The organism is Zwartia hollandica (assembly GCF_019923725.1).
In the GTDB taxonomy this organism is placed as follows: Bacteria; Pseudomonadota; Gammaproteobacteria; order Burkholderiales; family Burkholderiaceae_B; genus Zwartia; species Zwartia hollandica.
The window spans coordinates 384,532-408,346 of record NZ_JAHXRI010000010.1 but is presented as its reverse complement, the minus strand read 5'-3'; the positions used below and the strand labels follow the sequence as shown (position 1 = coordinate 408,346).

General features: G+C 52.4%; 24 protein-coding genes and 2 tRNA genes. 22 read left to right on the top strand and 4 right to left on the bottom strand.

The features are described from left to right. Positions 1–77: 77 nt before the first annotated feature. Positions 78–833 carry a maleate cis-trans isomerase family protein gene (locus tag KZZ10_RS12665; protein ID WP_259661889.1) on the bottom strand — a complete coding sequence of 252 codons (756 nt, stop codon included), beginning with the start codon at positions 831–833 and terminating at the stop codon, positions 78–80. A gap of 103 nt (positions 834–936) precedes the next feature. Here KZZ10_RS12665 and KZZ10_RS12660 point away from each other — a divergent pair, with 103 nt between their 5' ends. From KZZ10_RS12660 to KZZ10_RS12650, 3 genes are all read left to right on the top strand, one after another. Further along, positions 937–1,941, top strand: a complete 1,005-nt coding sequence (locus KZZ10_RS12660; RefSeq protein WP_259661888.1) for a TRAP transporter substrate-binding protein — start codon at positions 937–939, stop codon at positions 1,939–1,941. An 80-nt stretch (positions 1,942–2,021) separates the two neighbouring features. Next, positions 2,022–2,495 (top strand): TRAP transporter small permease subunit, encoded by a 474-nt coding sequence (locus tag KZZ10_RS12655; protein ID WP_259661887.1) that lies wholly within the window; start codon positions 2,022–2,024, stop codon positions 2,493–2,495. Positions 2,496–2,503: 8 nt separating this feature from the next. Beyond that, the gene (locus KZZ10_RS12650; RefSeq protein ID WP_259661886.1) at positions 2,504–3,829 is read left to right on the top strand and encodes a TRAP transporter large permease; all 1,326 of its coding nucleotides are present in this window, start codon (positions 2,504–2,506) and stop codon (positions 3,827–3,829) included. A gap of 8 nt (positions 3,830–3,837) precedes the next feature. Here the strand turns inward: KZZ10_RS12650 and KZZ10_RS12645 are convergent, their stop codons facing one another. The 3 genes from KZZ10_RS12645 to KZZ10_RS12635 all read right to left on the bottom strand — a co-directional run bounded on the left by KZZ10_RS12645 (position 3,838) and on the right by KZZ10_RS12635 (position 5,664). Next, positions 3,838–4,644, bottom strand: a complete 807-nt coding sequence (locus tag KZZ10_RS12645; RefSeq protein WP_259661885.1) for an alpha/beta fold hydrolase — start codon at positions 4,642–4,644, stop codon at positions 3,838–3,840. Between the two features lie 2 nt (positions 4,645–4,646). Then, a complete protein-coding gene (locus KZZ10_RS12640; protein ID WP_259661884.1) occupies positions 4,647–5,561 on the bottom strand; it encodes an SMP-30/gluconolactonase/LRE family protein in 915 nt (304 codons plus the stop codon). Between the two features lie 13 nt (positions 5,562–5,574). Further along, positions 5,575–5,664 (bottom strand) — tRNA-Ser (locus KZZ10_RS12635). 115 nt (positions 5,665–5,779) lie between these two features. On the opposite strand from KZZ10_RS12635, the gene tpiA reads away from it, so the two are divergent. The 19 genes from tpiA to KZZ10_RS12540 all read left to right on the top strand — a co-directional run bounded on the left by tpiA (position 5,780) and on the right by KZZ10_RS12540 (position 23,814). Further along, complete coding sequence (gene tpiA / locus KZZ10_RS12630; protein WP_259661883.1) at positions 5,780–6,520, top strand: triose-phosphate isomerase; 741 nt, start codon at positions 5,780–5,782, stop codon at positions 6,518–6,520. Between the two features lie 51 nt (positions 6,521–6,571). Beyond that, positions 6,572–7,024: a preprotein translocase subunit SecG gene (gene secG, locus KZZ10_RS12625; protein ID WP_259661882.1), complete on the top strand. Its 453-nt coding sequence runs from the start codon at positions 6,572–6,574 to the stop codon at positions 7,022–7,024. A 94-nt stretch (positions 7,025–7,118) separates the two neighbouring features. Then, positions 7,119–7,203: transfer RNA gene (locus KZZ10_RS12620), tRNA-Leu, on the top strand. A 129-nt stretch (positions 7,204–7,332) separates the two neighbouring features. Then, entirely contained in the window at positions 7,333–7,761 is a 429-nt protein-coding gene (locus tag KZZ10_RS12615) for a universal stress protein (protein WP_259661881.1), read from the top strand. A gap of 94 nt (positions 7,762–7,855) precedes the next feature. Further along, positions 7,856–9,061 (top strand): pyridoxal phosphate-dependent aminotransferase, encoded by a 1,206-nt coding sequence (locus tag KZZ10_RS12610; RefSeq protein ID WP_259661880.1) that lies wholly within the window; start codon positions 7,856–7,858, stop codon positions 9,059–9,061. A 262-nt stretch (positions 9,062–9,323) separates the two neighbouring features. After that, positions 9,324–10,460, top strand: coding sequence for a porin (locus tag KZZ10_RS12605; RefSeq protein WP_259661879.1), 1,137 nt, complete (start codon positions 9,324–9,326; stop codon positions 10,458–10,460). A gap of 207 nt (positions 10,461–10,667) precedes the next feature. Continuing rightward, entirely contained in the window at positions 10,668–11,027 is a 360-nt protein-coding gene (locus tag KZZ10_RS12600) for an NADH-quinone oxidoreductase subunit A (protein ID WP_259661878.1), read from the top strand. A 24-nt stretch (positions 11,028–11,051) separates the two neighbouring features. Next, positions 11,052–11,528, top strand: a complete 477-nt coding sequence (locus tag KZZ10_RS12595; protein ID WP_259661877.1) for a NuoB/complex I 20 kDa subunit family protein — start codon at positions 11,052–11,054, stop codon at positions 11,526–11,528. Positions 11,529–11,582: 54 nt separating this feature from the next. Continuing rightward, a complete protein-coding gene (locus KZZ10_RS12590) occupies positions 11,583–12,203 on the top strand; it encodes an NADH-quinone oxidoreductase subunit C (protein WP_259661876.1) in 621 nt (206 codons plus the stop codon). Between the two features lie 2 nt (positions 12,204–12,205). Next, positions 12,206–13,462 carry an NADH-quinone oxidoreductase subunit D gene (locus KZZ10_RS12585; RefSeq protein WP_259661875.1) on the top strand — a complete coding sequence of 419 codons (1,257 nt, stop codon included), beginning with the start codon at positions 12,206–12,208 and terminating at the stop codon, positions 13,460–13,462. A 32-nt stretch (positions 13,463–13,494) separates the two neighbouring features. Beyond that, a complete protein-coding gene (gene nuoE / locus KZZ10_RS12580) occupies positions 13,495–13,995 on the top strand; it encodes an NADH-quinone oxidoreductase subunit NuoE (protein WP_259661874.1) in 501 nt (166 codons plus the stop codon). A 68-nt stretch (positions 13,996–14,063) separates the two neighbouring features. Beyond that, complete coding sequence (gene nuoF, locus KZZ10_RS12575) at positions 14,064–15,356, top strand: NADH-quinone oxidoreductase subunit NuoF (protein WP_259662212.1); 1,293 nt, start codon at positions 14,064–14,066, stop codon at positions 15,354–15,356. Positions 15,357–15,371: 15 nt separating this feature from the next. Next, positions 15,372–17,708 (top strand): NADH-quinone oxidoreductase subunit NuoG, encoded by a 2,337-nt coding sequence (gene nuoG, locus KZZ10_RS12570; RefSeq protein ID WP_259661873.1) that lies wholly within the window; start codon positions 15,372–15,374, stop codon positions 17,706–17,708. After that, on the top strand, positions 17,708–18,781 hold the full coding sequence (gene nuoH, locus KZZ10_RS12565; RefSeq protein WP_259661872.1) for an NADH-quinone oxidoreductase subunit NuoH: 1,074 nt from the start codon (positions 17,708–17,710) through the stop codon (positions 18,779–18,781). Before nuoG ends, nuoH begins: the two co-directional genes overlap by 1 nt. 30 nt (positions 18,782–18,811) lie before the next feature. Next, positions 18,812–19,300, top strand: a complete 489-nt coding sequence (gene nuoI, locus KZZ10_RS12560) for an NADH-quinone oxidoreductase subunit NuoI (protein WP_259661871.1) — start codon at positions 18,812–18,814, stop codon at positions 19,298–19,300. A 20-nt stretch (positions 19,301–19,320) separates the two neighbouring features. Then, entirely contained in the window at positions 19,321–19,956 is a 636-nt protein-coding gene (locus KZZ10_RS12555) for an NADH-quinone oxidoreductase subunit J (protein ID WP_259661870.1), read from the top strand. Then, entirely contained in the window at positions 19,956–20,264 is a 309-nt protein-coding gene (gene nuoK, locus KZZ10_RS12550; RefSeq protein ID WP_259662211.1) for an NADH-quinone oxidoreductase subunit NuoK, read from the top strand. The genes KZZ10_RS12555 and nuoK overlap by 1 nt, the downstream gene beginning before the upstream one ends. 17 nt (positions 20,265–20,281) lie before the next feature. Next, complete coding sequence (gene nuoL / locus KZZ10_RS12545; RefSeq protein ID WP_259661869.1) at positions 20,282–22,315, top strand: NADH-quinone oxidoreductase subunit L; 2,034 nt, start codon at positions 20,282–20,284, stop codon at positions 22,313–22,315. Next, positions 22,312–23,814 carry an NADH-quinone oxidoreductase subunit M gene (locus KZZ10_RS12540; RefSeq protein WP_259661868.1) on the top strand — a complete coding sequence of 501 codons (1,503 nt, stop codon included), beginning with the start codon at positions 22,312–22,314 and terminating at the stop codon, positions 23,812–23,814. Before nuoL ends, KZZ10_RS12540 begins: the two co-directional genes overlap by 4 nt. The last annotated feature ends 1 nt before the right edge of the window (position 23,815 follow it).

Genomic DNA, 23,815 nt, shown 5'->3' with positions numbered 1-23,815 from the left:
TAATGATACAACGAGGGCCTAGGGTTTTCCCTTTGTTTGGAGCTATTCTAGAATATCGGGCATGAGAATGTACGAGGTCAAAACTGAGACATCAGCTTGGTAAAGCCGTACATTTTGTCGTTGATGCCATTCATCCTCAAGGCGTGCCAGTAGGTCGCAACGTTGACGCTAATGACGGGTTTGCCGAGCCAGCGCTCAGCCTCGTCGGCGAGCCTAGCCATAGGAAGATTTGCGCCAAACTGAATAATCGCCTCGACGTCATCACCGTCAATTGATTTGATGGCTTTGATCATGTCCTCAGCGGTGAGTATCGAGTAGGAGGCCGGACTTTTGCCCCGCATATGGTTAAAACGCAATACCTCGTAGCCATGAGGGTTAAGTACGCCTTGCATGCGGGGCTCGATAGATGGGTAATAGGGCTCCATCACTGCAACATTGCGTTTGATCCCGTGCGCCTTGAGCGCAGCTACGACCGCCTCGCTAGCGATCGCAACCGGAATATCCCAGCCAGCTACTTTACGTATTCTTGCTTTAAGTTCGTCACCCCAATCCGACGTGCCTCCCCAAATTGAGAGAGCGGAAATGCCCAACGCAAAGGCGTTTGGTTTGCAGTCCATCACCTGATCTACCGCCTCTTCAAGCGCGGCATCAATCAACGCAATAGATTTGTCAAAGTCTTCGGTGCAGGTAATCGCCATATCGGGAATCACCATTCTTCCTAAGTGATTCGTAACGCCAGCTGGACGCATGTCATCGTATTCTGGTTGTACGACGGTGTTTGTCGAGGGTGTCGTCACCCCAAACGCCATTCTCCAGGCTAAGTAATCACGCATGTTGTCTTCTCCTTAAACTATCTTGACACTATATCAACCTTCAGCTACTTTCGATCGCAAGAAAAACCATATTAGAAATTATTAAAAATAACTTGGAGACAATATGAAAATCATAAAACGATTAAGTCGCTTCGGCGCATTGTTTGCAGGGCTTGTACTTGCCGCAAGTGCCAGTGCGCAAGTTAAGTGGGATATGTACACGTTTGTAGGCGTTACGCACCCAATTGCTGTTCGTTTGATTGGTTTCGCCGAAGAGGTAAAAAAACAAACGAATGGTCAGCTGGTTATCACGGTTCGTCCCGCTGGTGAGTTTCCCTTCAAAGCCACAGAGATTGTCCGCGCGACTGGCACAGGACAAGTTCAGCTCGGACAAGGCTATTCAGGCTTCATTTCAGGAGCGGTGCCCCTGGCATCTATCGCAAACCTGCCATTCTTGGTGCGTGATAGCGGCGATGTTGAGAAGGTACGTTCAATCATTCACAAGTACGCCGACCCCGAGTTTAAAAAACAAGGTGTAAAGGCGTTGTTCACGTTTGATTGGCCGCCACAAAATATTTTTGGTCGTGGCGATCAGGTCACCAAGGCAGATCAGTTGGCCGGGAAAAAATTACGAACAACGGATGCCAAGCAAAGTGAGATGCTTAAAGTATTGGGTGGTTCAGCGGTATCACTGACCACGGCGGAAGTGCCGCTTGCTGTTGAGCGGGGAGTCGTGCAGGGCTTCATGACGGCAGCCTTTAACGTCGTTGGGGCTAAGTGGTACGACGGGATTAACTGGGCTTACATGGCGGACGTTAATGCGGGTGGACCGGATTACGTTTTCGTCAACTTGGCTGCCTACAACAAACTTGATCCAAAAGTACGAGAGACGCTAGAAAAGGTCGCCGCACAATGGGGTCCAAAAATGACACGAGAGAACAATAGTGACGATGCCGCGGCGCTCGAACTGTTAAGGACGAAGTACAACGTTAAAGTGTACCGCCCCACCAAAGAAGAGACAGATGCTTTGGCTAAACGCATGATTCCAGTTTGGGATGCTTGGGCTAAGCAGCACGGACCGAATGCCGTAGCCGCGCTCAAAGAAATTCGCGAAAAACTGGGTCGATAGCATCTAAGTACCAGCGCGTTGGGCCTTTGGGTCCAACGCTACGCAGGTATCCATCCGTTATTCTCATTTGGAGGTGCACGATGAAGCAAGCAGCGAATCGTCTCGTGCAAGGAGCTGGCTATATTGCTGGCGCTGCGGTAGTTTTAATTTTAGTCTTGGTCTGCATTGAGGTGATCGCCCGCCAATTTGGTGCCTCGACCCAAGTCGCGGACGAATTTGCGGGCTATTTGAATGCGATTGTCATCTTTCTAGGTGTGGGCTACGCACTGAAAGAAGGTGCTTTTATTCGCGTTGAAATTGTCTACGACAAACTTAAAGGTGCGACGCGAAACTTGGCTCAGTGGATCATTGTGGTGACCTCGCTGATATTCGCTGTAGTGTTGACATATTTCCTGGCGATGCACACGCTGTATGCGTTTGAGCAAGACATCCGCGCTGTATCGGTGGTCGAAACTCCTGAGTGGCTACCTATGCTTGTGGTCACAATTGGATGCCTCATCTTGGTTGTACAGCTGGTCATGTTCCTTGTGACGCGCTTCAAAAATCTTCCTTAGTAGGTCTTATGAATTCAGAATTGGTTGTCGCCCTATTGTTTCTGTCTCTAGGCTTTCTTTTTATTATCGGCCAGTGGACCGCATTTGCTTTGGCGGCCGTCGGAATCTTAGTGATCATGGTCACGAAAGGTTGGCTAGGCTTGCTCGGGCTAAGCTCCGTCGTCTGGAACAATTCGAATAGCTACATTTTAATTTCGATCCCCATGTTTTTGTTAATGGGTGAAGTGATTCTGCGTAGCGGTTCGAGTAAAAACTTTTACACCGGTATTGTCAAAATGACGCACCGGTTGCCGGGCGGTCTATTGCACGCCAATATCGTGGCCTGCGCGATTTTTTCTGCGGTCAGTGGCTCGAGTGTCGCTACTGCAGCAAGTGTCGGTACAGTGGCGATCCCAGAACTCAAGAAAGCAGGCTATCAGCACTCTGCCATTTACGGCTCGTTGGCTGCAGGTGGCACGCTCGGAATCTTGATTCCGCCTTCGATCATCATGGTGCTGTATGCAGCGTTGGTTGAAGAATCCGTGGGAAAGATGTTTATCGCAGGAATCATTCCTGGACTCATGTTGAGTTTGATTTTTATGTTGTACATCGCGGTGAAGGTCTATCGTGATCCGTCCATCGCTCCTCACATGGCAAAAGCAGAGAAGATGTCGTCGGAGCTCGCTTCGAGCAGTTTATCGAGCGCGCTGTGGGATGTTGTACCGATTGTGTCGTTACTCGTCGTTGTACTAGGGGGCATCTACTCTGGCTTAACAACTCCCACTGAAGCGTCGGCAGTCGGTGCTGCCGGCTCTATGCTGCTGGCAGCTGGGTACCGTAAATTGAATTGGGAAGTATTTCGCGATTCGGTGATGGCGACCGTGAAGACCACATGTATGGTGGCGATGATCATCATCGGTGCTCAAATTCTGTCGATGGCGTTGATTTTTTCCGGGCTGAGTCGAGAGATCAGTGAATGGATTGTGGGGCTGGGGCTTAGCAAATGGGAGTTCTTTGCCATTCTTGTGGTGCTCTACATCATTCTCGGTTGTTTTGTAGACGGCATTTCGATGATTTACATGACGCTACCGGTTCTGCTTCCAGTGATCAAGGTGTTTGGCTTTGATTTGATTTGGTTGGGCGTCATCATCACTATTTTGATTGAGCTTGGTCAGATTACGCCTCCGGTCGGGTTAAATCTTTTCACGATCCATGGAATATCTGGCGGCGCCAAATTTTCTGAGGTGGTGTCCGGTTCCGTACCCTATGTATTTTTGATGGTCATTGCGATTGTTTTACTGACAATCTGGCCTGAAATTGCGACGTGGTTGCCAGAAACGATGCGCGGAAAGTAGTTGCCCCTTTAAGCCTTGTTGCGGTGTAAAAAGCGCAGCAAGGTTTCAGCGCAAGGGATCGCATGGGAGTAGGGCAGTCCATGCTTGGCATGGCCAAAAATATGCAGCTCTGCGTTGGGTAACTTGTCACGCAGTTCGACCATTTGTGGGACAGGAACGAACGGGCTGCCATCGCCATGCATAAGCAGTACGGGGATTAGAACGTCTTGCAAGCGTGGCCCGAGGTCTGCGCCGACAAGAATGTCTCTAGCGATCACAATTGATTCAATGGGATGGTTTGCTTGTTGTTGTTCAAACCATTGCCATTGTTCGTCGCTCAGGGCCCCGGGATGAAATCTAGCGGCCATCATCTCTATAGACCAAGCAAGTGTGCCTTCGTTGCGCAAAAGAGTCTGCCATTGCGTCACGTTTTGAACAGCCCCCCCTCTAAACGCGGCATTACTCATGGTGAGAGTTCGAACCCGCCCTGGTGCTTTTAAAGCTGTTGCGAGTGCAATGGTGCCTCCAATCGACTCGCCAATTAAATGGAAATCCGCAGCCCCCACGCTGTCAGCCACCTGCAGCACATCTTGTGCCAGACTCTCAAGTGACCAACCATCTTGCTTGACAGCAGTAGCGGACCGACCAAACCCGCGCATATCAAACCTAGCGATTTTGTAGTGCGGGGCAAGAACTGATAACCACTGCGACCAAAGTTCGTTGTTAGCACCTACCCCGTGATGAAAAACCAAAGTTTCTGCCCCGACGTGGTGGGGCAACGTCATGTCAATAAAATTGACATAGAGTCCATCAACGACTGTTTCGGTAAATCGCATGCTTAGGCGTGTGAGTAAAGTGGACGTCCGGCGACGGGCATATCGGCCACTAAAATTGTGCCGGACTTCGACTCAGTGATGAACAGCTGTTTGTTATCTTTGCCACCATACGCACAGTTTGTGACGAGCAGGCCTTCTGGTGAGTTAATGCGCAGCATCGGTTCACCAATTGCACTGAACAACCAAACTGCGCCGAATAACACGTGACAGACGGCTAAGTTGCCAGCAGCGTCGACCGCCATGCCGTCTGGCCCAGCGCCTCCTGACATCTGTATTCCAACGCCCACTTTGCTTGCAGTGCCGTCATGCATGATCGGCACACGCCAGATAGCGTTGTCGCGCGTCACGCATAAGTAAACGATTTTCTCGTCTGCGCTTAGTACGAGTCCATTCGGACTGGGGACATTATTGAGTAGGCAATCCAGTTGCCCATTAGTACGCAAACGATATAAACGCCCACTGGGATCTTGCAAGCCTGTTTGTCCCTGGTCGGTGAAATAGATGTCACCATTGCTAGCGAAGAACAGATCATTGAGGCCCCTGAAGCGTTGCAGGAGTGGACGGTCAAAATGCGGCTCAATCTTTCCAGTCTTTGGATCAAAGACCATTAACCCGTTTTTATGATCGGTAATAAAAGCGCGCCCGTCTTTATGAAATTTCAGCCCATTGGGCTCGCCATCGTATTCGAGCTCGAGGCTGATATCGCCACCAGGCGTAATCTTGAACAAACGCCCAAATGGGATGTCGGTCACCCACAGGTTGCCGCTACGGTCGAAAGAAGGCCCTTCCAGAAAGCTTGGCAACTCCGCTCCGTGGAACTGGACATCTGCAAATGCAGACCGCCGTCCAGGTTGGCAAAACTTGTCGGGAAGGCGGGCGAACACCCGTGCTGTGATGGCTGGTGGCGCTGCAAACATGGTGAGCTCCAAGTGGCGGAAGCGGTGAGATTCGAACTCACGGAGGGCGTGAACCCTCGCCGGTTTTCAAGACCGGTGCCTTAAACCGCTCGGCCACGCTTCCTGCGAGAAGGCCTGCATCATAAACGATTTATGGCTTAGTTTCCTGGTAAGACCCTGACAGGATACAATGTTGGGCTATCTAGCTTTTTATAACTACGATCTTAGAGTTCCGCACAATGAGTAACACCCGCAGCCGCCTAGTAATGGGCAATTGGAAAATGCACGGTAATCTGGCCCAGAACGCGACGTTACTGGCCGGACTGTGCGCGGCCCCTCGTTCGGCGTCGGGGGCGCTGCTCGCGGTTTGTGTTCCGTTTCCTTATTTGGCACAGGCTGCAGAGGCTTTGAAAGGCACAACGATTTCGTGGGGTGCGCAGGACATCAGTGCCCAAGCACAAGGCGCCTTTACCGGCGAAGTGTCAGGCTCGATGTTGTCTGATTTTGGATGCCGTTGGGCCTTGGTTGGGCACTCTGAGCGTCGATCGCTTCACGGTGAAACGGATCAACTGGTGGCTGACAAAGCCCAAGCGGCTCTTGCAAGCGGAATTACGCCGGTGGTTTGTGTGGGTGAGTCCTTGGCAGAGCGTGATGCGGGGCAGGCTGTTGCGGTTATCACAAGACAATTGGCCCCTATTTTGGCGCTCGGGGCTGATGCAGTGAAAAAAATGGTCGTCGCCTACGAACCCGTTTGGGCAATCGGCACAGGCCGGACGGCCTCGCCCGAGCAGGCGCAGGAAGTGCACGCGGCGATTCGTGCTGCCTTAGCCGCAGCCGGCGCCGGAAATATTCAGATTTTGTATGGTGGCAGCGTTAAAGCATCTAACGCCGCAAGTTTGTTTGCAATGCCTGATATCGACGGGGCACTCGTTGGTGGGGCATCTTTGGTGGCAGAAGACTTTGTTGCTATCGCCGCATAGTGCGGATGATGGCCCAAAGTTGTTAAGCCCTTTAGTTTTCGGAGCACTTTAATGTCTTGGATGTTTACAGTTCTGCTCGTTGTGCAGATTTTGTCGTCGTTGGCCATCATCTCGCTGGTTTTGTTGCAGCAAGGTAAGGGCGCCGACATGGGTTCGGCCTTTGGTAGTGGCTCGGCTGGCAGTTTGTTTGGTGCGACAGGCGCCGCAAACTTCATGTCACGCGTCACCAAATGGGCGGCGGTCGTCTTCTTTATTTCGACCATAGGCTTAGCGTATGTCGCGAATCGTGGCACCAAAGGCCAAGACACCGGAATCATGCAAAACTTCACTCAAACCGCCCCAGCCGCCCCTGCGCCTGGATCGGCTGTTCCAGGCGTGGCGCCTGTTGCACCAAGCGGTGCAGCGCCGACGGCTCCCGCGAATGCCGTGCCGGGCGTTCCGGCAGTGCCGGGTGCTACGGCGCCTTCAGTGGTCCCAGGTGTGCCCGCACCGGCTGCGAAGTAAAGGCTTAGTGCAGAGCGAGACTCGCTCTGCATGCTACAATCTTGGGCTTGATTATCGAGTACGCAATCGTTGTAAGCACAAGCGTATTCACACCGCCGACGTGGTGAAATTGGTAGACACGCTATCTTGAGGGGGTAGTGGCGAAAGCTGTGCGAGTTCGAGTCTCGCCGTCGGCACCATCAAAAGTACGATCAAAAAGAGCGCAGCCTTGATCTGCATCAAATTCCCCTGTGTATAAAGCTGTCCCTAGTGTTGGAATCCACCTATACTGAGGCTAAGTAATTTTTCAACGCAAAAGGGGATGACTCATGAAAATTCTTGCTGCCACCGATGGTTCCAAGCACGCGCTACGCGCGATTAAGCATGCAGCTGCCTTGCTTGCCAACAACAAAGATAAAACAAACTCTGTCACTTTAATTAGTGTGCATGATGACGCTGGCCTGCGTCATGCCCAGTCTTTCGTGGGTAAATCTGCAATTACTGACTACCTTCGCGAAGAAAGCGATAGAGACCTCAAGTCCGCCATGAAAGTGCTGAGTGATGCAGGCATTAAACACGATCAAATTATCGTGGTTGGTAAGCCCGCCACAGAAATCGTGGAAGCGGCTCAAAAAGGCAAATTCGATTTGGTGGTCTTGGGCTCGAAGGGGCGCAATGCGGTGTCGGATCTGTTGTTAGGTTCGGTCGCTCAACGCGTGATGTCTTTGTGTAAACAGCCCGTATTGTTAGTGAAATAATTCTGCTTGAATTTCCCGTACACCATGAGTACGGTCTTAAAATACCTCGCACGCGAGGTATTTTTTTTGGTCTATCGAACAAAGGTGTTTGTCCATGTCTTTTATAGCTGATCGTTTGAACCGTATTAAACCCTCGCCGAGCTCCATGGCAACACAGCGTGCGCGTGCGCTAAAGGCTGCTGGTCACGACGTGGTGGGTTTAACGGCAGGCGAGCCAGACTTTGACACCCCACCAAATGTGGTGGAAGCCGTTGTGCGGGCCATGGCGGCATCCAAGACCAAATACACGGACATTGGCGGTACGCCTGAACTTAAAGCGGCCATATGCGACAAGTTTTTGCGTGAAAATCAGCTGACCTACTCTACAAACGAAGTGATTGTTGGTACTGGCGGCAAGCAAGTGATCTTCAATGCCCTGATGGCGACCGTGCAAAAAGGTGTTGAGGTTATTGTGCCGGCGCCGTTTTATGTGTCCTACCCAGATATCGTGTTGTTGGCGGGTGGTACACCTGTGCCGGTGATGTGCCCGCCAGACAAAGGCTTCAAACTTCAGCCCGAGGATCTAGAGCGTGCCATTACGCCACGTACTCGTTGGCTGGTTTTAAATGCACCAAATAATCCTAGTGGTGCGGTGTATTCACGCCAAGAGCTGCGCGCCTTGGCGGAGGTTCTGCTCCGGCACCCTCATGTTTGGGTGCTGTCCGATGATATTTACGAGCATGTGTTGTTTGATGGGCGCGAGTTTTGCACGATGGCTCAAGTGGCGCCAGAACTTAAAGAGCGGACCTTGACGGTGAATGGGGTGTCAAAGGCCTACGCGATGACGGGCTGGCGAATCGGGTATTGCGGAGCGCCTGCTGAGTTGATCAAGGCGATCACTAAGTTGCAATCCCAAAGCACGTCCAACCCGTCGTCGATTGGCCAGGCTGCAGCCCTTGAGGCGTTGACGGGCCCACAGGGCTTTATTGCAGAGCGCACAAAAATATTTCAAGATCGGCGTGATGCGGTCGTGGCGCAACTCAATGCAATACCCGGCATTACTTGTCATTCGCCAGAGGGGGCGTTTTACGTGTTCCCCTCTTGCGCGGGGGTCTTGGGTAAAAAAGCGCCAGATGGTCGTGTGATTAAGACTGACGAGGACTTTGTGCTCTATCTGTTAGATGCTGAAAAGCTTGCCGGCGTGCACGGAGCGGCTTATGGGTGCGCTCCGTTCTTTCGCTTTTCTTTTGCGACGTCGATGGCTGTGCTCGACGAAGGTTGCGCGCGCTTAAAGCGCGCATGCGAACGCTTAACGAACTGATTAGTCGATCGATTAGTCGAATTTCAGGCCAATCAATTAGCATGCATCAATCGCGGGTTAACCCTATGTATTTTGCATTTAAACCACAAATTGTTGTTCTGACCCAACATAAACACCTCCCCTAGGCTCTTTTCTGCCGGGTTTCATAGCCAGAGCCCCGTATTTTTGATGCAATAGCGTCAACTTCCCTTAGCGGAGTTAGGGGGGCGGCAGACAATACTGTTTGTTGCTCTTGTCACTCAAATCAACGGAGATTTCTTAAATGAAAAAGACTCTGCTCGCTGCCGCCCTGCTAGCCGGCTTTGCTGGTGCCGCTTCGGCACAATCGTCAGTAACTTTGTATGGTGTTTTGGATGGCGGCCTGCGCTATTCGTCAGTTAGCCTTGCCAACGGCACAGGCGTGACCAACTTCGGCGGTGCTTACGGCGTTCAGTCCGGCAACCGTTGGGGCATGAAAGGTGTTGAGAGCCTGGGTAACGGCAACAACGCAATGTTCCAAATCGAAAGCGGTTTCGACATGGGTAATGGCGCTGGTCAACAAGGCGGCCGTCTGTTTGGTCGTGCCTCATGGGTCGGTCTGCAGAACGCAGCCTGGGGTGATGTTCGCCTGGGCCGTATGACCAACCTGACTTCTGACTGGATGGTCGGTGGTTTGGATCCATTTGCAGCTGGCTTCGGTCAGTTGAACATGGGCAACGCGTTCACATCGGGTAACACAGTCCGTCTGGACAACGTCCTGATGTATCGCACCCCAGTAATGAGCGGCTTCCAAGCTGGTTTGGGCTACTCGTTCGCAACAGGTTTGACCTCGAACGGCGGCACAACTGGTTACGGTTTCGCTACATCGAACAACTCGCGTCAAATCACAGCTGGTTTGAAGTATGCTAATGGCCCATTCTATGCAGCCGCAACATACGAAAAAGCCTACGCTGCTGAATCGACAGCAATGAATGGCCAGTCGATTAACAACTGGAACATCGGCGGTTCGTACGACCTGAAAGTGGTCAAGATTGGTGTTGCTTACGGCCAGACACGTGACGGCTTCTGGGCTGGTTCAGGTGCAGGCGGTACAGGCGCAACACTCGCTACAACTCCTTCGGGCAGCTCAAACGCACTGGTGTTCGCACCTAGCGTTGGTTACAACAGCTACATCGTTGGCGCCACGATTCCTGTGAACGCTGTTTCGCGTGTCTTGTTGTCATGGACCATGATTGCTCCTAACACCAACATGAAAGACGCTTACAACGCACAGAACCAAAGCTCGTTCAACCTTGGCTACACCTACGACTTCACGAAGCGTACAAACCTGTACACATACGTTGGTCAGACGCAGAACTACGCCACTGTTGATACAGCTAAGAGCACCATTGTCGGTGTTGGTATCCGTCACCAGTTCTAAGCAACTGCTTAGTACGTTGGTTTAGTTTCGGCTAAGCCAGTAGCGGTAAGTAAAAAAAGCGGGTCACTCTTCGGAGTGGCCCGCTTTGTTTTATGCGCACATGTTTTAGGTGCGATCTCCCTATGTGGCTTGGGCAATAGGGGCGAGTGAAAACCCTAGTGACAGTGCTACAATCTTGAGGTTTGTGCAACACAGCCGAGACTCTAGATGAATCTGCAACAATATTTCCCTGTCCTGCTCTTTATCGTCGTGGGCAGCGCCATCGGTTTTGCGTTGATCGCAGCCGGCTCTTTGATCGGCCCGCATCGGCCTGATGCGCAAAAACTCTCTCCCTACGAATGCGGCTTTGAGACATTCGGTGATGCGCGCATGAAGTTCGACGTGCGTTACTACCTAGTCGCTATTCTCTTTATTTTGTTTGATCTTGAAATCGCATTTTTGTTCCCCTGGGCCATTGCAAATGGTGCGGTGGGTATGGTTGGTTTCGTCACCGCAATGATCTTTCTAGCGATCTTGGCTGTGGGTTTTATCTACGAGTGGAAAAAGGGTGCGCTTGACTGGGAATAACACCCAGCAACGCAGAGCTTACATATGGCAATCGATGGCATTCTGAAAGAAGGTTTCATCACCACTAGCGCTGACAAGTTCATCAACTGGGCAAAGACTGGTTCGATGTGGCCAATGACTTTTGGTCTGGCTTGTTGTGCGGTAGAAATGATGCACGCAGGCGCTGCGCGCTACGACCTGGATCAGTTCGGAATTATTTTTCGTCCTAGTCCCAGGCAATCGGATTTGATGATTGTTGCGGGTACGTTATGCAACAAGATGGCACCTGCCTTGCGCAAGGTGTATGACCAGATGCCCGAGCCACGTTGGGTGGTTTCAATGGGCTCCTGTGCAAATGGTGGTGGTTACTACCACTACTCGTATTCGGTTGTGCGTGGCTGTGATCGCATCGTTCCCGTCGATGTCTATGTGCCCGGTTGCCCACCGACTGCAGAGGCCTTGGTGTATGGCTTGTTACAGATGCAAAACAAAATTCGCCAAACAAACACGATTGCTCGTTAATTCAAACAACGTGTTGGCTTACCCCAGGCACGTTGCGTTCCACAGGCTTAAGACATGTCCAGGCTAGAAAACCTGCAACAACAATTGATGACCTTGCTTGGCGAACAAGCCAAGCTCACGCTGTCGACTGATGAGATCACACTTGAGGTCTCGCCCGATCAGTGGCTGTCCGTGTGCCAGCGTTTGCGCGATGAGCCAGCATTGCGTTTCGAAACCTGTATTGACTTGTGTGGTCTAGATTATCTGACCTATGGCGCAGGGCGTGTGGGAGAAGTCCCTGCCGGCGCGGTTGTGCCTGCCAATCGCTTTGCGGTGGTTGCGCACTTGCTGTCGCTTACGCATAACTGTCGGTTGCGTGTCCGTACGTTCTTGCAACACACAGAGTTTCCTGTGTTGGATTCGCTTGTGGAGGTTTGGCCAAGCGTCAACTGGTTTGAGCGCGAAGCGTTCGACTTGTTTGGTATTGTGTTCGAAGGTCATCCCGATTTGCGCCGTATCCTAACGGACTACGGCTTTATTGGCCATCCTTTCCGGAAAGACTTCCCCGTATACGGCAACGTTGAGATGCGCTACGACCCGGAGCAGGGTCGGGTGGTCTATCAACCTGTCACGATTGATCCGCGCGAAGTTATTCCACGCGTGATTCGCGAAGACGGTTACGGGATGGGACGCTAATCATGGCTGAAATTAAAAACTACACGCTGAACTTTGGCCCACAGCACCCAGCAGCACACGGTGTGTTGCGTTTGGTGCTTGAGCTTGATGGCGAAGTGATTCAACGTGCTGATCCACACATTGGCTTGCTGCATCGTGGCACGGAAAAGCTTGCGGAGCACCGTACCTTCCTCCAAGCCTTGCCTTACATGGATCGTCTCGACTATGTGTCGATGATGTGTAACGAGCACGCTTACGTAATGGCCATCGAGAAAATGATGGGTGTGCAGGTTCCCTTGCGCGCGCAGTACATCCGTGTAATGTTTGATGAAATCACGCGTCTGTTGAATCACTTAATGTCTTTAGGTTCACACGCGTTAGACGTTGGTGCGATGGCAGTGTTTCTGTACGCTTTCCGCGAACGCGAAGATTTGATGGATTGCTATGAGGCGGTCTCGGGTGCACGTATGCACGCCGCCTACTATCGCCCTGGTGGCGTGTATCGCGATCTGCCCGATGCGATGGCGCAATACGGCAAGTCTAGCGAATACCGCTCGGCAAAAGATTTCAAAATAATGAACGATGCGCGCTCGGGCTCGTTGCTAGACTTCATCGAAGACTTTACCAATCGTTTCCCAGCCTGTGTCGACGAATACGAAACGCTATTGACCGATAACCGCATCTGGAAGCAGCGTTTGGTTGGCATTGGCGTGGTGGATCCGGAGCGCGCCAAAGCGCTTGGTTTTACTGGGCCGATGTTGCGTGGTTCGGGCGTGGCGTGGGATTTGCGCAAGATGCAGCCTTACGAGGTCTACGATCGTATGCAGTTTGAAGTGCCGATTGGTGTGAACGGTGATTCCTATGACCGTTATCTGGTGCGCGTGGCTGAGATGCGCGAAAGCAATCGCATCATTGCGCAGTGCGTAACCTGGTTGCGTAACAACCCTGGTCCGGTCATGACGGACAACCACAAGGTATCGCCACCACAGCGTACAGGGATGAAGTCCAACATGGAAGAACTGATCCATCACTTCAAACTGTTCACCGAAGGCTTTCATGTGCCAGCGGGTGAGGCCTATGCGAGTGTGGAACACCCCAAAGGTGAGTTTGGGATCTACATGGTGTCTGATGGCGCCAACAAGCCGTACCGTTTAAAAATTCGTGCGCCAGGTTTTGTGCACTTGCAGGCGCTCGACGAAATGTCGCGTGGCCACATGATTGCCGATGCCGTCACGATCATCGGTACCCAGGATATTGTTTTTGGTGAGATTGACCGCTAACGGTCATCGTTAAGCTTCTACCGGATTTGAACATGCTGCTCTCTGAACAGGCCTACAAAAGAATCGACCGCGAGATCGCCAAGTACCCGGCTGATCAAAAGCAGTCGGCCATCATGGCGTCGTTGGCAATCGCCCAGGAGGAAAAAGGCTGGGTGTCGCCTGAAGTGATTCAGGATGTTGCAGACTACCTTGGCCAACCTGCGATTGCTGTGCAGGAGAACGCCACGTTCTACAACATGTTTGACGTGCGCCCCGTTGGTAAGTTCAAGATCAGTGTGTGTACAAATTTGCCATGTGCACTGCGCGATGGTGAAAGAACAGCGGATTACCTAAAACAGAAACTCGGTATCGGATTTCGTGAGACCACCGCGTGTGGCACCTTCTCCCTCGTCGAAGGCGAGTGTATGGGTGCTTGCGGTGATTCACCGGTACTTTTGGTTAACAACACGCACATGTGTGTGCGCATGGCCGCCGACAAGATTGATGCGATGATCGCCGATCTCAGTGCAGCTGCAAAAGGAGGTGCTGTATGAGCACCGCAGCCATTCTTTCGAAATACGGTCAGGGCCTGATTGCCTCGCCCGGCACACCTGCTGATTCAATGGCCTTGCACGGCCGTCATATCGGCCCGCAGATCATGGCGGACCTCGATGGCAATAATTGGCGTTTGGCTGACTACGTGAAGCGTGGTGGCTATGAAGCTTTGCGTAAGATCCTGACTACTGGTATGACCCAAGAGGATGTGATCGCTGAGGTCAAAGCGTCTGGCTTGCGTGGTCGTGGTGGTGCAGGCTTCCCCACTGGTTTGAAGTGGAGCTTCATGCCCCGCACCTTCCCAGGTCAAAAGTATTTGGTCTGTAACTCCGATGAAGGTGAGCCCGGAACATTTAAAGACCGCGATATCCTGCGCTTGAATCCCCACATCGTGATTGAAGGGATGGCGATTGCAGCCTACGCGATGGGAATCCCCGTCGGATACAACTACATTCACGGCGAGATTTTTGAGGTCTATCAGCGCTTTGAAGAAGCCTTGGAAGAGGCGCGCAAAGCAGGGTTTCTTGGTGACAACATCCTGGGCTCGCAATTCAACTTCCAGTTGCATGCCTTTCATGGTTTCGGTGCTTACATTTGCGGTGAAGAAACCGCCTTGCTAGAGTCGCTGGAAGGAAAGAAAGGGCAACCACGCTTTAAACCGCCTTTCCCAGCTAGCTTTGGTTTGTACGGCAAGCCAACCACGATCAACAACACTGAAACGTTTGCGGCTGTGCCGTGGATTATTCGCAATGGTGGTCCGGCCTACCTCGAAGTGGGTAAGCCCAATAACGGTGGTACCAAGCTCTTCTCCATCACGGGCGATGTCGAGCGCCCTGGTAATTACGAAATCCCGCTGGGTACGCCGTTTTCAAAGTTGCTTGAGCTGGCCGGTGGGATGCGTGGTGGTTCGACCCTCAAGGCTGTGATCCCTGGCGGCTCGAGTGCGCCAGTGATTCCTGGCAACATCATGATGGACACCACGATGGACTACGACGCCATCTCGAAAGCGGGCTCGATGCTCGGTTCGGGCGCCGTGATTGTCATGAATGACACGCGTTGCATGGTGAAGTCACTCTTGCGTCTGTCGTATTTTTATTTTGAAGAAAGCTGCGGTCAGTGCACGCCTTGCCGAGAAGGCACGGGCTGGCTCTACCGCATGGTCAATCGCATTGAGCATGGCCAGGGTCGTCCTGACGATCTCGATTTGCTGGACTCGGTTGCAGGCAACATCATGGGTCGCACGATTTGCGCTCTGGGTGATGCAGCGGCCATGCCGGTGCGCGGTTTCCTGAAGCATTATCGCGACGAATTCGCCTATCACATTGAGCATAAGCGCTGTGTGGTGGCCCCCTATCTCTAAGGTCTGGACAAAGTTATGGTTGAGTTAACCATCGACGGCAAGAAAGTCGAAGTGCAGGAAGGCAGCATGGTGATGCACGCCGCACACAAGCTTGGTGTGTACGTGCCGCACTTCTGTTATCACAAGAAGCTTTCTATCGCCGCGAACTGCCGCATGTGTTTGGTTGAAGTCGAGAAGGCTCCCAAAGCAATGCCTGCGTGCGCAACACCTGCCACCAATGGCATGGTGGTACACACGTGCTCTGAGCGGGCCGTCGCTGCGCAAAAAAGCGTGATGGAATTCTTGTTGATCAATCATCCTCTTGATTGCCCCATTTGCGATCAGGGTGGTGAATGTCAGCTGCAGGACTTAGCCGTTGGTTATGGTGGTTCCTCGTCGCGCTATCAGGAAGAAAAGCGTGTGGTATTCCACAAAGATTTAGGTCCGCTGGTATCCGCTGAAGAAATGTCGCGTTGCATTCACTGCACGCGTTGCGTTCGCTTTGGTCAAGAAGTCGCGGGCGTGATGGAACTGGGCATGATCGGTCGTGGTGAGCACTCCGAGATCACAACCTTTGTTGGACGCTCGGTCGAGTCCGAGTTGTCGGGCAACATGATTGATTTGTGTCCCGTGGGCGCACTGACTTCCAAGCCTTTCCGTTATCAGGCACGCACTTGGGAGCTTGCACGTCGTCGCTCGGTATCCCCCCATGATAGTTTGGGTGCGAATTTGGTTGTACAGGTTAAGGGCGACGAGGTCGTGCGCGTTGTTCCTTTTGAGAACGAAGAGATCAACGAATGTTGGATTAGCGATCGTGATCGTTTCTCGTACGAAGGCTTGAATCAAGACCGTCTGACCACACCAATGGTGAAGGGGCAGGATGGCCAGTGGCGCGAGGCCTCCTGGTCTGACGCATTGCAGGTTGTGGCGCATGGCTTGATGGATGTACGCGATGCTTCCGGTGGCGCGCAAATTGGTGCGTTGGCGACTGAGTACGCGACTCTGGAAGAGTTGGCGTTGCTCGCTCGTGTGATGCGTGGTCTGGGCTCTGAAAACATCGACGCACGTTTGCGTCAGACGGATCAAAAGCTTGATGCAGCGCTTGCTGGTGCCCCTTGGTTAGGCATGCCGATCGCTGCACTAGATACAGTAGATCGCGTGTTGGTGGTTGGATCCTTCCTGCGTAAAGATCATCCTTTGATGGCGCAGCGCCTGCGTCAGGCTGCTAAGCGTGGCACACAAATCTCTGCCATTGATACGGCTGGGGACGACCCACTGCTTAAGTTGATAGCGCGCGCCACGGTATTGCCCGCAGCGCTTGCGCAAACCTTGTCACAAGTTTTGATTGCCCTGGCAAAAATTAAAGGCGTGGAAGTGCCTGCTGCGTTAGCTGGTGTTCAGGCGGATGCGACGGCACAACAGATGGCTCAGAGTCTTGCGACCGGTGAGCGTGTTGCTGTGTTGTTAGGCAACGCAGTCGTCAATGCCCCTGATGCGGCACAGCTCGCCGCGTTGGCGCAGTCTATCGCTCAGCTAGCGGGTGGCAAGCTTGGCTTCTTGACCGCAGGCGCTAACACGGTGGGTGCATACCTTGCTGGCGCAGTGCCTGTTCAAGGCGGTAAGTCTGCCGCAGCGATGTTGGCGGAGCCTCTTAAAGCCTATATCGTGTTACATGCCGAGCCTCTTTTAGACGCGGATAACGGTGCGCAAGCGGTTGCTGCCTTAAAGGCGGCAGAATTTGTGGTTGCCTTGACAGCCTTCGCTTCGGACGTGACTGACTGGGCTGATGTCATGCTACCGATTGCACCGTTTACCGAAACCTCTGGTACCTTCGTCAATGCGCAAGGCACAGCACAGAGTTTTAAAGGCACAGTCGCTCCACGCGGACAAACACGTCCAGGCTGGAAAGTATTGCGAGTGCTTGGCAACGTGTTGCACCTTGCTGGTTTTGATGACGAAACCTCTGAGTCCGTGCGCGATAGCGTGTTGTCGGGGGGCGTGGAGAGTCGTCTGTCTAATCAGATCAACGCGGGGATCACCCCCGCCGTCGCTGCGCAAGGTCAGTCGGGCGCTTTGCAACGCGTGACAGATTTGCCGATCTATCGCAGTGACGCGTTAGTGCGTCGCGCGCCTGCGCTGCAAGAAAGCGGTGCGTCACGTGCACCTGCTGCTCGGATGCATGCGCAAACGTTGGCGAGCCTTGGCTGCGCGCCTGGCGATTCGGTACGGGTCAAATCTTCGACAGGCGCCGTTACTTTGGTCGCCGTACAAGACGATACGCTTCCCGCGGGAGCGGTAAGGATCGCCGCTGGCTTTGCGCAGACGGCTTCGCTTGGTAGCGCCTATGGTCAACTTCAAGTGGAGCGTGCCTGATGGAATGGCTAAACGTTCTTGAATCTTTTGGGTCGGATTTAATCGGTGAGACGCCTTGGTTGGTCGTCTGGACGTTAGTGAAAATCTTGGTGATCGCTGTACCAATCATCCTCTGCGTGGCGTACCTGACCTACTGGGAACGCAAGATGATTGGTTTCATGCATATTCGCTTGGGTCCAAACCGTGTTGGTTTCCGCGGGTTGTTACAGCCTTTTGCAGATGTCTTTAAGCTGTTGACGAAAGAAGTGGTTGTTCCAAGTCAGGCAAATAAGATCCTGTTCATTTTTGCTCCTGTGGTGACGTTGATGCCAGCGCTCGCAGCCTGGGCCGTCGTGCCGTTTGGCCCGGAGATGGTGCTTGCTGACGTCAACGCAGGCTTGATGTACGTCATGGCCATTACCTCGATTGGTGTGTATGGGGTCATCGTTGCTGGCTGGGCGTCGAACTCTAAGTACGCTTTTCTTGCTGCCATGCGTGCTTCGGCACAAATGTTGTCTTATGAGCTTGCCATTGGTTTTGTGCTTGTGACCGTTCTGCTGGTGTCGGGTAGTTTGAACATGACAGAGATCGTCAATGTACAAACGCGGGGTTGGTTTGCAGACAAGGGATTGAACTTTTTGTCTTGGAATTGGTTGCCGCTGCTTCCATTGTTTGTGATTTATGTGATCTCTGCTGTTGCAGAAACCAACCGCCACCCGTTTGACGTGGTCGAAGGGGAGTCCGAGATCGTAGCGGGCCACATGGTTGAGTACTCTGGAATGGCGTTCGCGTTGTTCTTCCTCGGCGAATACGCCAACATGATTTTCTTGTCCTGCATGGCCTCGATCATGTTCCTCGGCGGTTGGGCTGCTCCTTTCGAATTTGCCCCCTTGACTTGGATACCTGGTTGGTTGTGGCTCGGGTTGAAGACGTTTGTGGTGGTGTCTTTGTTTATCTGGTTCCGTGCATCGTTTCCCCGATACCGGTATGACCAGATCATGCGGTTAGGTTGGAAAATTTTTATCCCGCTCACGGGTGTATGGCTGGTGGTTGTGGCGATCTGGATGCAGACGCCCTGGAACATCTGGAAGTAACTCCGCGAGTCGAAGGCAGAAAAGGCATTTATGGAAGCGATCAAGGATTTTTTCGGTAGTCTTATGCTGCTTGAGTTGCTCAAGGGCATGAAGCTCACGGGCAAGTATTTCTTCAAGCGCAAGATCACCTTGCGATACCCGCTTGAAAAAACACCCATGTCGCCACGTTTTCGTGGCTTACATGCGTTGCGCCGTTACCCTAACGGTGAAGAGCGCTGTATTGCTTGCAAATTGTGTGAAGCAGTTTGCCCTGCGATGGCGATCACCATTGAATCAGAGCAACGTGAAGACGGTTCACGTCGTACGACACGCTATGACATTGATCTGACTAAATGTATCTTCTGCGGTTTTTGTGAAGAAAGCTGTCCAGTTGATTCGATTGTTGAAACGCATATTCACGAGTACCACGGTGAAAAGCGTGGCGACTTGTATTTCACTAAAGACATGTTGCTGGCCGTAGGCGATCGTTATGAAAACGACATCGCTCGCAATCGCGCCATCGATGCGCCTTACCGCTGATCGTCAGGACTGAAAGCCAAATGATCTTTACCACTGTTCTGTTCTACGTTCTAGCCATTGTTTTAGTCGTGGCGGCGTTTCGTGTGATTACGGCTTCGAGCCCAGTCACTGCAGTCTTGCATCTGATCCTTGCGTTCGCGAACGCTGCGATGATCTGGATGCTGCTGGGTGCCGAATTTTTAGGGTTGTTGCTGGTGCTTGTGTATGTGGGCGCGGTAATGGTGTTGTTCCTCTTCGTCGTGATGATGCTGGATGTCAAGATGGAAGAGTTGCGTGCCGGCATCAAAACCTATCTGCCGCTAGGCATGCTCGTCGGTCTGATCATGGTGGCTGAGATGTCTTTTGTGCTCGCGACCTCTTGGGGACAAGTGGGGCCTGCTGCTGACATGGGTGATGACTACAACAATACGCGTGCATTGGGCGAGTCGATGTACACCGAGTACGCCTTTGCGGTGGAAGTCGGCGCGGTGTTGTTGTTAGTTGGAATGATTGCTGCAATCTCTTTGACGCTGCGCAAGCGGCGCGATGTGAAATATAACGATCCCGGCGCTGCCGTGCGTGTTCGGGCAGCAGATCGGGTTCGACTGGTTAATTTGCCTAGCCAAGAAGCGGTGAATGCTAAGGCGGCGGACGCCAACTCAGGAGAGCAAAAATGATGACGCTGACCCTGCCGCACTTTTTGGTGCTTGGTGCAATTTTGTTTGCGATCGGTGTGTTTGGGATCTTCCTGAATCGACGTAATTTGATCGTGTTATTGATGTCGGTCGAGTTGATGCTGCTGGCAGTCAATATGAACTTTGTCGCTTTCTCTACTTGGATGGGCGATACGGCAGGCCAAGTGTTTGTTTTCTTCATCTTGACGGTGGCCGCTGCTGAAGCGGCAATCGGTTTGGCGATTCTGGTGCTGCTGTTCCGCAACCTCAGCACGATCAATGTTGATGAACTTGACCGCCTCAAGGGCTGATCGGAACACAGAAGAATATGTATAGCTCACCTTCACTTTATTTGATTATCGCCTTAGCCCCTTTGCTAGGTGCGATCTTGGCTGGCTTGTTTGGCACCGGATTCCTTGGGCGCCAGGTCGGTCGACGTACCTCGCACATGCTTACCATCGCGTTGGTTGCGGTGTCGGCGGTAGGTTCGGTTTTGGTTTTGTTGGATGTGCTCAATGGCCATCGCTTTGATGGCGCGGTCTACACCTGGTCGATGCTTGGTGACGCCAAGTTAGAGATCGGATTCTTGATTGACCCCCTATCTGCCCTGATGATGGTGGTTGTGACCTCCGTATCTTTGATGGTTCACATCTATACGATTGGCTACATGGCGGAAGATCCAGGCTACCAGCGGTTCTTTTCCTATATTTCGCTGTTTACCTTCTCGATGCTGATGCTCGTCATGTCTAACAACATGGTTCAGTTGTTCTTCGGCTGGGAAGCGGTTGGTTTGGTCTCATACTTGTTAATTGGTTTCTGGTACACGCGTCCAACGGCGATCTTCGCCAATATGAAGGCGTTTCTCGTTAACCGCGTAGGTGACTTTGGTTTCGTGCTCGGCATTGGCTTGTTGTTTGCCTACGCTGGCACGATGCACTACGGGGAAGTGTTCGAGCAAGCCGACCAACTGGCGACTCTCACGTTGCCGGGCACTGACTGGATGTTGATCACCGTTGCGTGTATTTGTTTGTTTATTGGTGCGATGGGTAAGTCGGCGCAGGTGCCGTTGCATGCGTGGCTGCCTGACTCGATGGAAGGCCCCACGCCAATCTCAGCGCTGATTCATGCGGCAACGATGGTGACAGCTGGCATTTTCATGGTGGCTCGTTTCTCACCGCTGTTTGAATTGTCGAATACGGCGCTGTCCTTCATCATCATTATTGGCGCAATCGGTGCGCTATTTCTGGGGATCTTGGGCATTATTCAAAACGACATTAAGCGTGTGGTGGCGTATTCCACGCTGTCGCAGCTGGGCTACATGACGGTTGCCCTAGGCGCTTCGGCTTACTCTGTCGCTATTTTCCACCTGATGACACATGCATTTTTTAAAGCATTGTTGTTCCTCGGCGCGGGTTCGGTCATTATGGGTATGCATCACGATCAAGATATCCGCAATATGGGTGGCTTGCGTAAGTACATGCCGATCACTTGGATCACCTTCTTGATTGGTACGCTGGCTCTCGTGGGTACGCCGTTCTTCTCTGGCTTCTACTCTAAAGAGCACATCATCGAAGCCGCTGCTTCTGCAAACGTGTGGGGTGCGTCCTTCGCAAAATACGCGACCTTGATCGGCGTGTTCGTGACATCGCTCTATTCTTTCCGTGTGTATTTCTTGGTGTTCCATGGCAAGGAGCGCTTCGATGTCAGTGGCCACGCTGCGCACGGACATGATGCGCATGGGCACGATCATCATGCGCATGATGATCACGGACACCATGGCGGTGTGCCCCATGAGTCACCTTGGGTGGTTACCTTGCCGCTTGTATTGCTTGCTGTGCCCTCGATCTTTGTGGGGGCATGGCTGGTTGACTCCCTTTTGTTCGGCGCTTATTTCAAAGGCGCGATTGTCGTGGCGGCGCAGCATCCCGCGATGGCCGATTTGGCGTCACACTGGCATGGTTGGGTGGCTTACGCCTTGCACGCCTTTAGTACGGTCGCCTTTTGGTTAGTTGTCGCCGGTGCTGTGACGGCTTGGTACTGCTACCTAATCAACCCAAAGGTTCCTGCAGCGATTCAGCGTCACCTGAAAGGTGTGAACTGCATCCTTGAGAACAAGTACTTTTTTGACTGGTTTAACGAACAAGTATTGGCGCGCGGCGCACGACTCTTAGGTAAGGGCTTGTGGCAGCAGGCTGACCGCGGGTTGATCGATGGTTTGTTGGTGAACGGTTCGGCTAAGTTGATTGGTGCTATCGCGGCAATCACGCGTCGCTTCCAGACCGGCTATATCTACCACTATGCGTTTGCGATGATCATTGGCTTGATGGCTGCGATCACCTACATAATCTTTGGTTCCAAATGATGGCGAGCGAGATGGCTTCTTTTAATACTCCTTGGCTCACACTGTCGATCTTTGTGCCGATCGTTTGTGGTTTGATCTTGTTGGCTGTGGGGCGCGATGATCGCCCAGGCCTGACCCGCAATCTGTCTTTGATTGGTTCCATTCTCAGTTTTCTCGTGACGATCCCGCTTTACACGGGTTTTGATAGTTCGACTGCAGCCATGCAGTTCGTTGAGAAGGTCTTGTGGATTCCGGCTTTTGCGGTGAACTACCACCTGGGCGTTGACGGAATTTCTTTGTGGTTTGTCTTGCTCACCGCTTTTATTACGATCATCGTCGTACTAGCCGGCTGGGAAGTCATCACATCCCGCATTTCTCAATACATGGCAGCTTTCCTGATTTTGTCGGGTCTGATGATCGGTGTGTTTGTAGCGCTTGACGGCTTGCTGTTCTACATTTTCTTTGAAGCGACTCTGATCCCGATGTATATCATTGTGGGCGTCTGGGGTGGCCCCAACCGAGTGTATGCGGCGTTCAAGTTTTTTCTCTACACCTTAATGGGCTCTTTGCTGACGCTAGTTGCCTTTCTGTATCTTTGGAATGTGTCGGGTGGCTCGTTTGATATACAGACTTGGCATACCTTGCCGCTGGATTACACCCCACAGCTATTGATCTTTTTTGCTTTCTTGGCGGCCTTTGCTGTCAAAGTGCCGATGTGGCCTGTACATACCTGGTTGCCTGACGCACACGTTGAGGCGCCAACAGGTGGTTCGGTCGTTCTGGCGGCCATCATGCTCAAGCTAGGCGCCTATGGTTTCTTGCGTCTTTCCTTGCCAATCACACCCGACGCTTCGACAGAAATGGCTGGTTTGATGATTACGCTGTCGCTTGTTGCCGTGATTTACATCGGCTTAGTGGCTGTCGTGCAAGATGACATGAAGAAACTGGTGGCGTATTCCTCAGTCGCACACATGGGCTTTGTCACCTTGGGCTTCTTTGTCTTCAACACCGCCGGTGTCGAAGGAGCGATAGTACAAATGGTGTCACACGGTTTTGTGTCTGCAGCAATGTTCTTGTGCATTGGAGTGTTGTACGACCGGATGCACAGTCGTCAGATTGCGGATTACGGCGGTGTGATCAACACCATGCCACGCTTTGTGACGTTCTTTGTGTTGTTTTCGATGGCGAATGCCGGTTTGCCTGCGACAAGTGGTTTTGTCGGTGAATTTATGGTGATTATGGGTGCTGTTGAATACAACTTCTGGATCGGCTTACTTGCCGCGACAGCATTGATTCTTGGTGCCTCGTATTCGCTCTGGATGGTCAAGCGCGTAGCCTTCGGTGATATTGCGAATGACCAGGTGCGCGAGCTTCAGGATTTGTCTAATCGTGAGTTCTTTATTCTTGGTGTCATGGCGCTTGCCGTGATCTATATGGGTGTCCATCCTAAGCCCTTTACCGACGTCATGCACGTTTCGGTTGAGGCCCTCCTGCAACACGTGTCCATTTCAAAACTGTAAG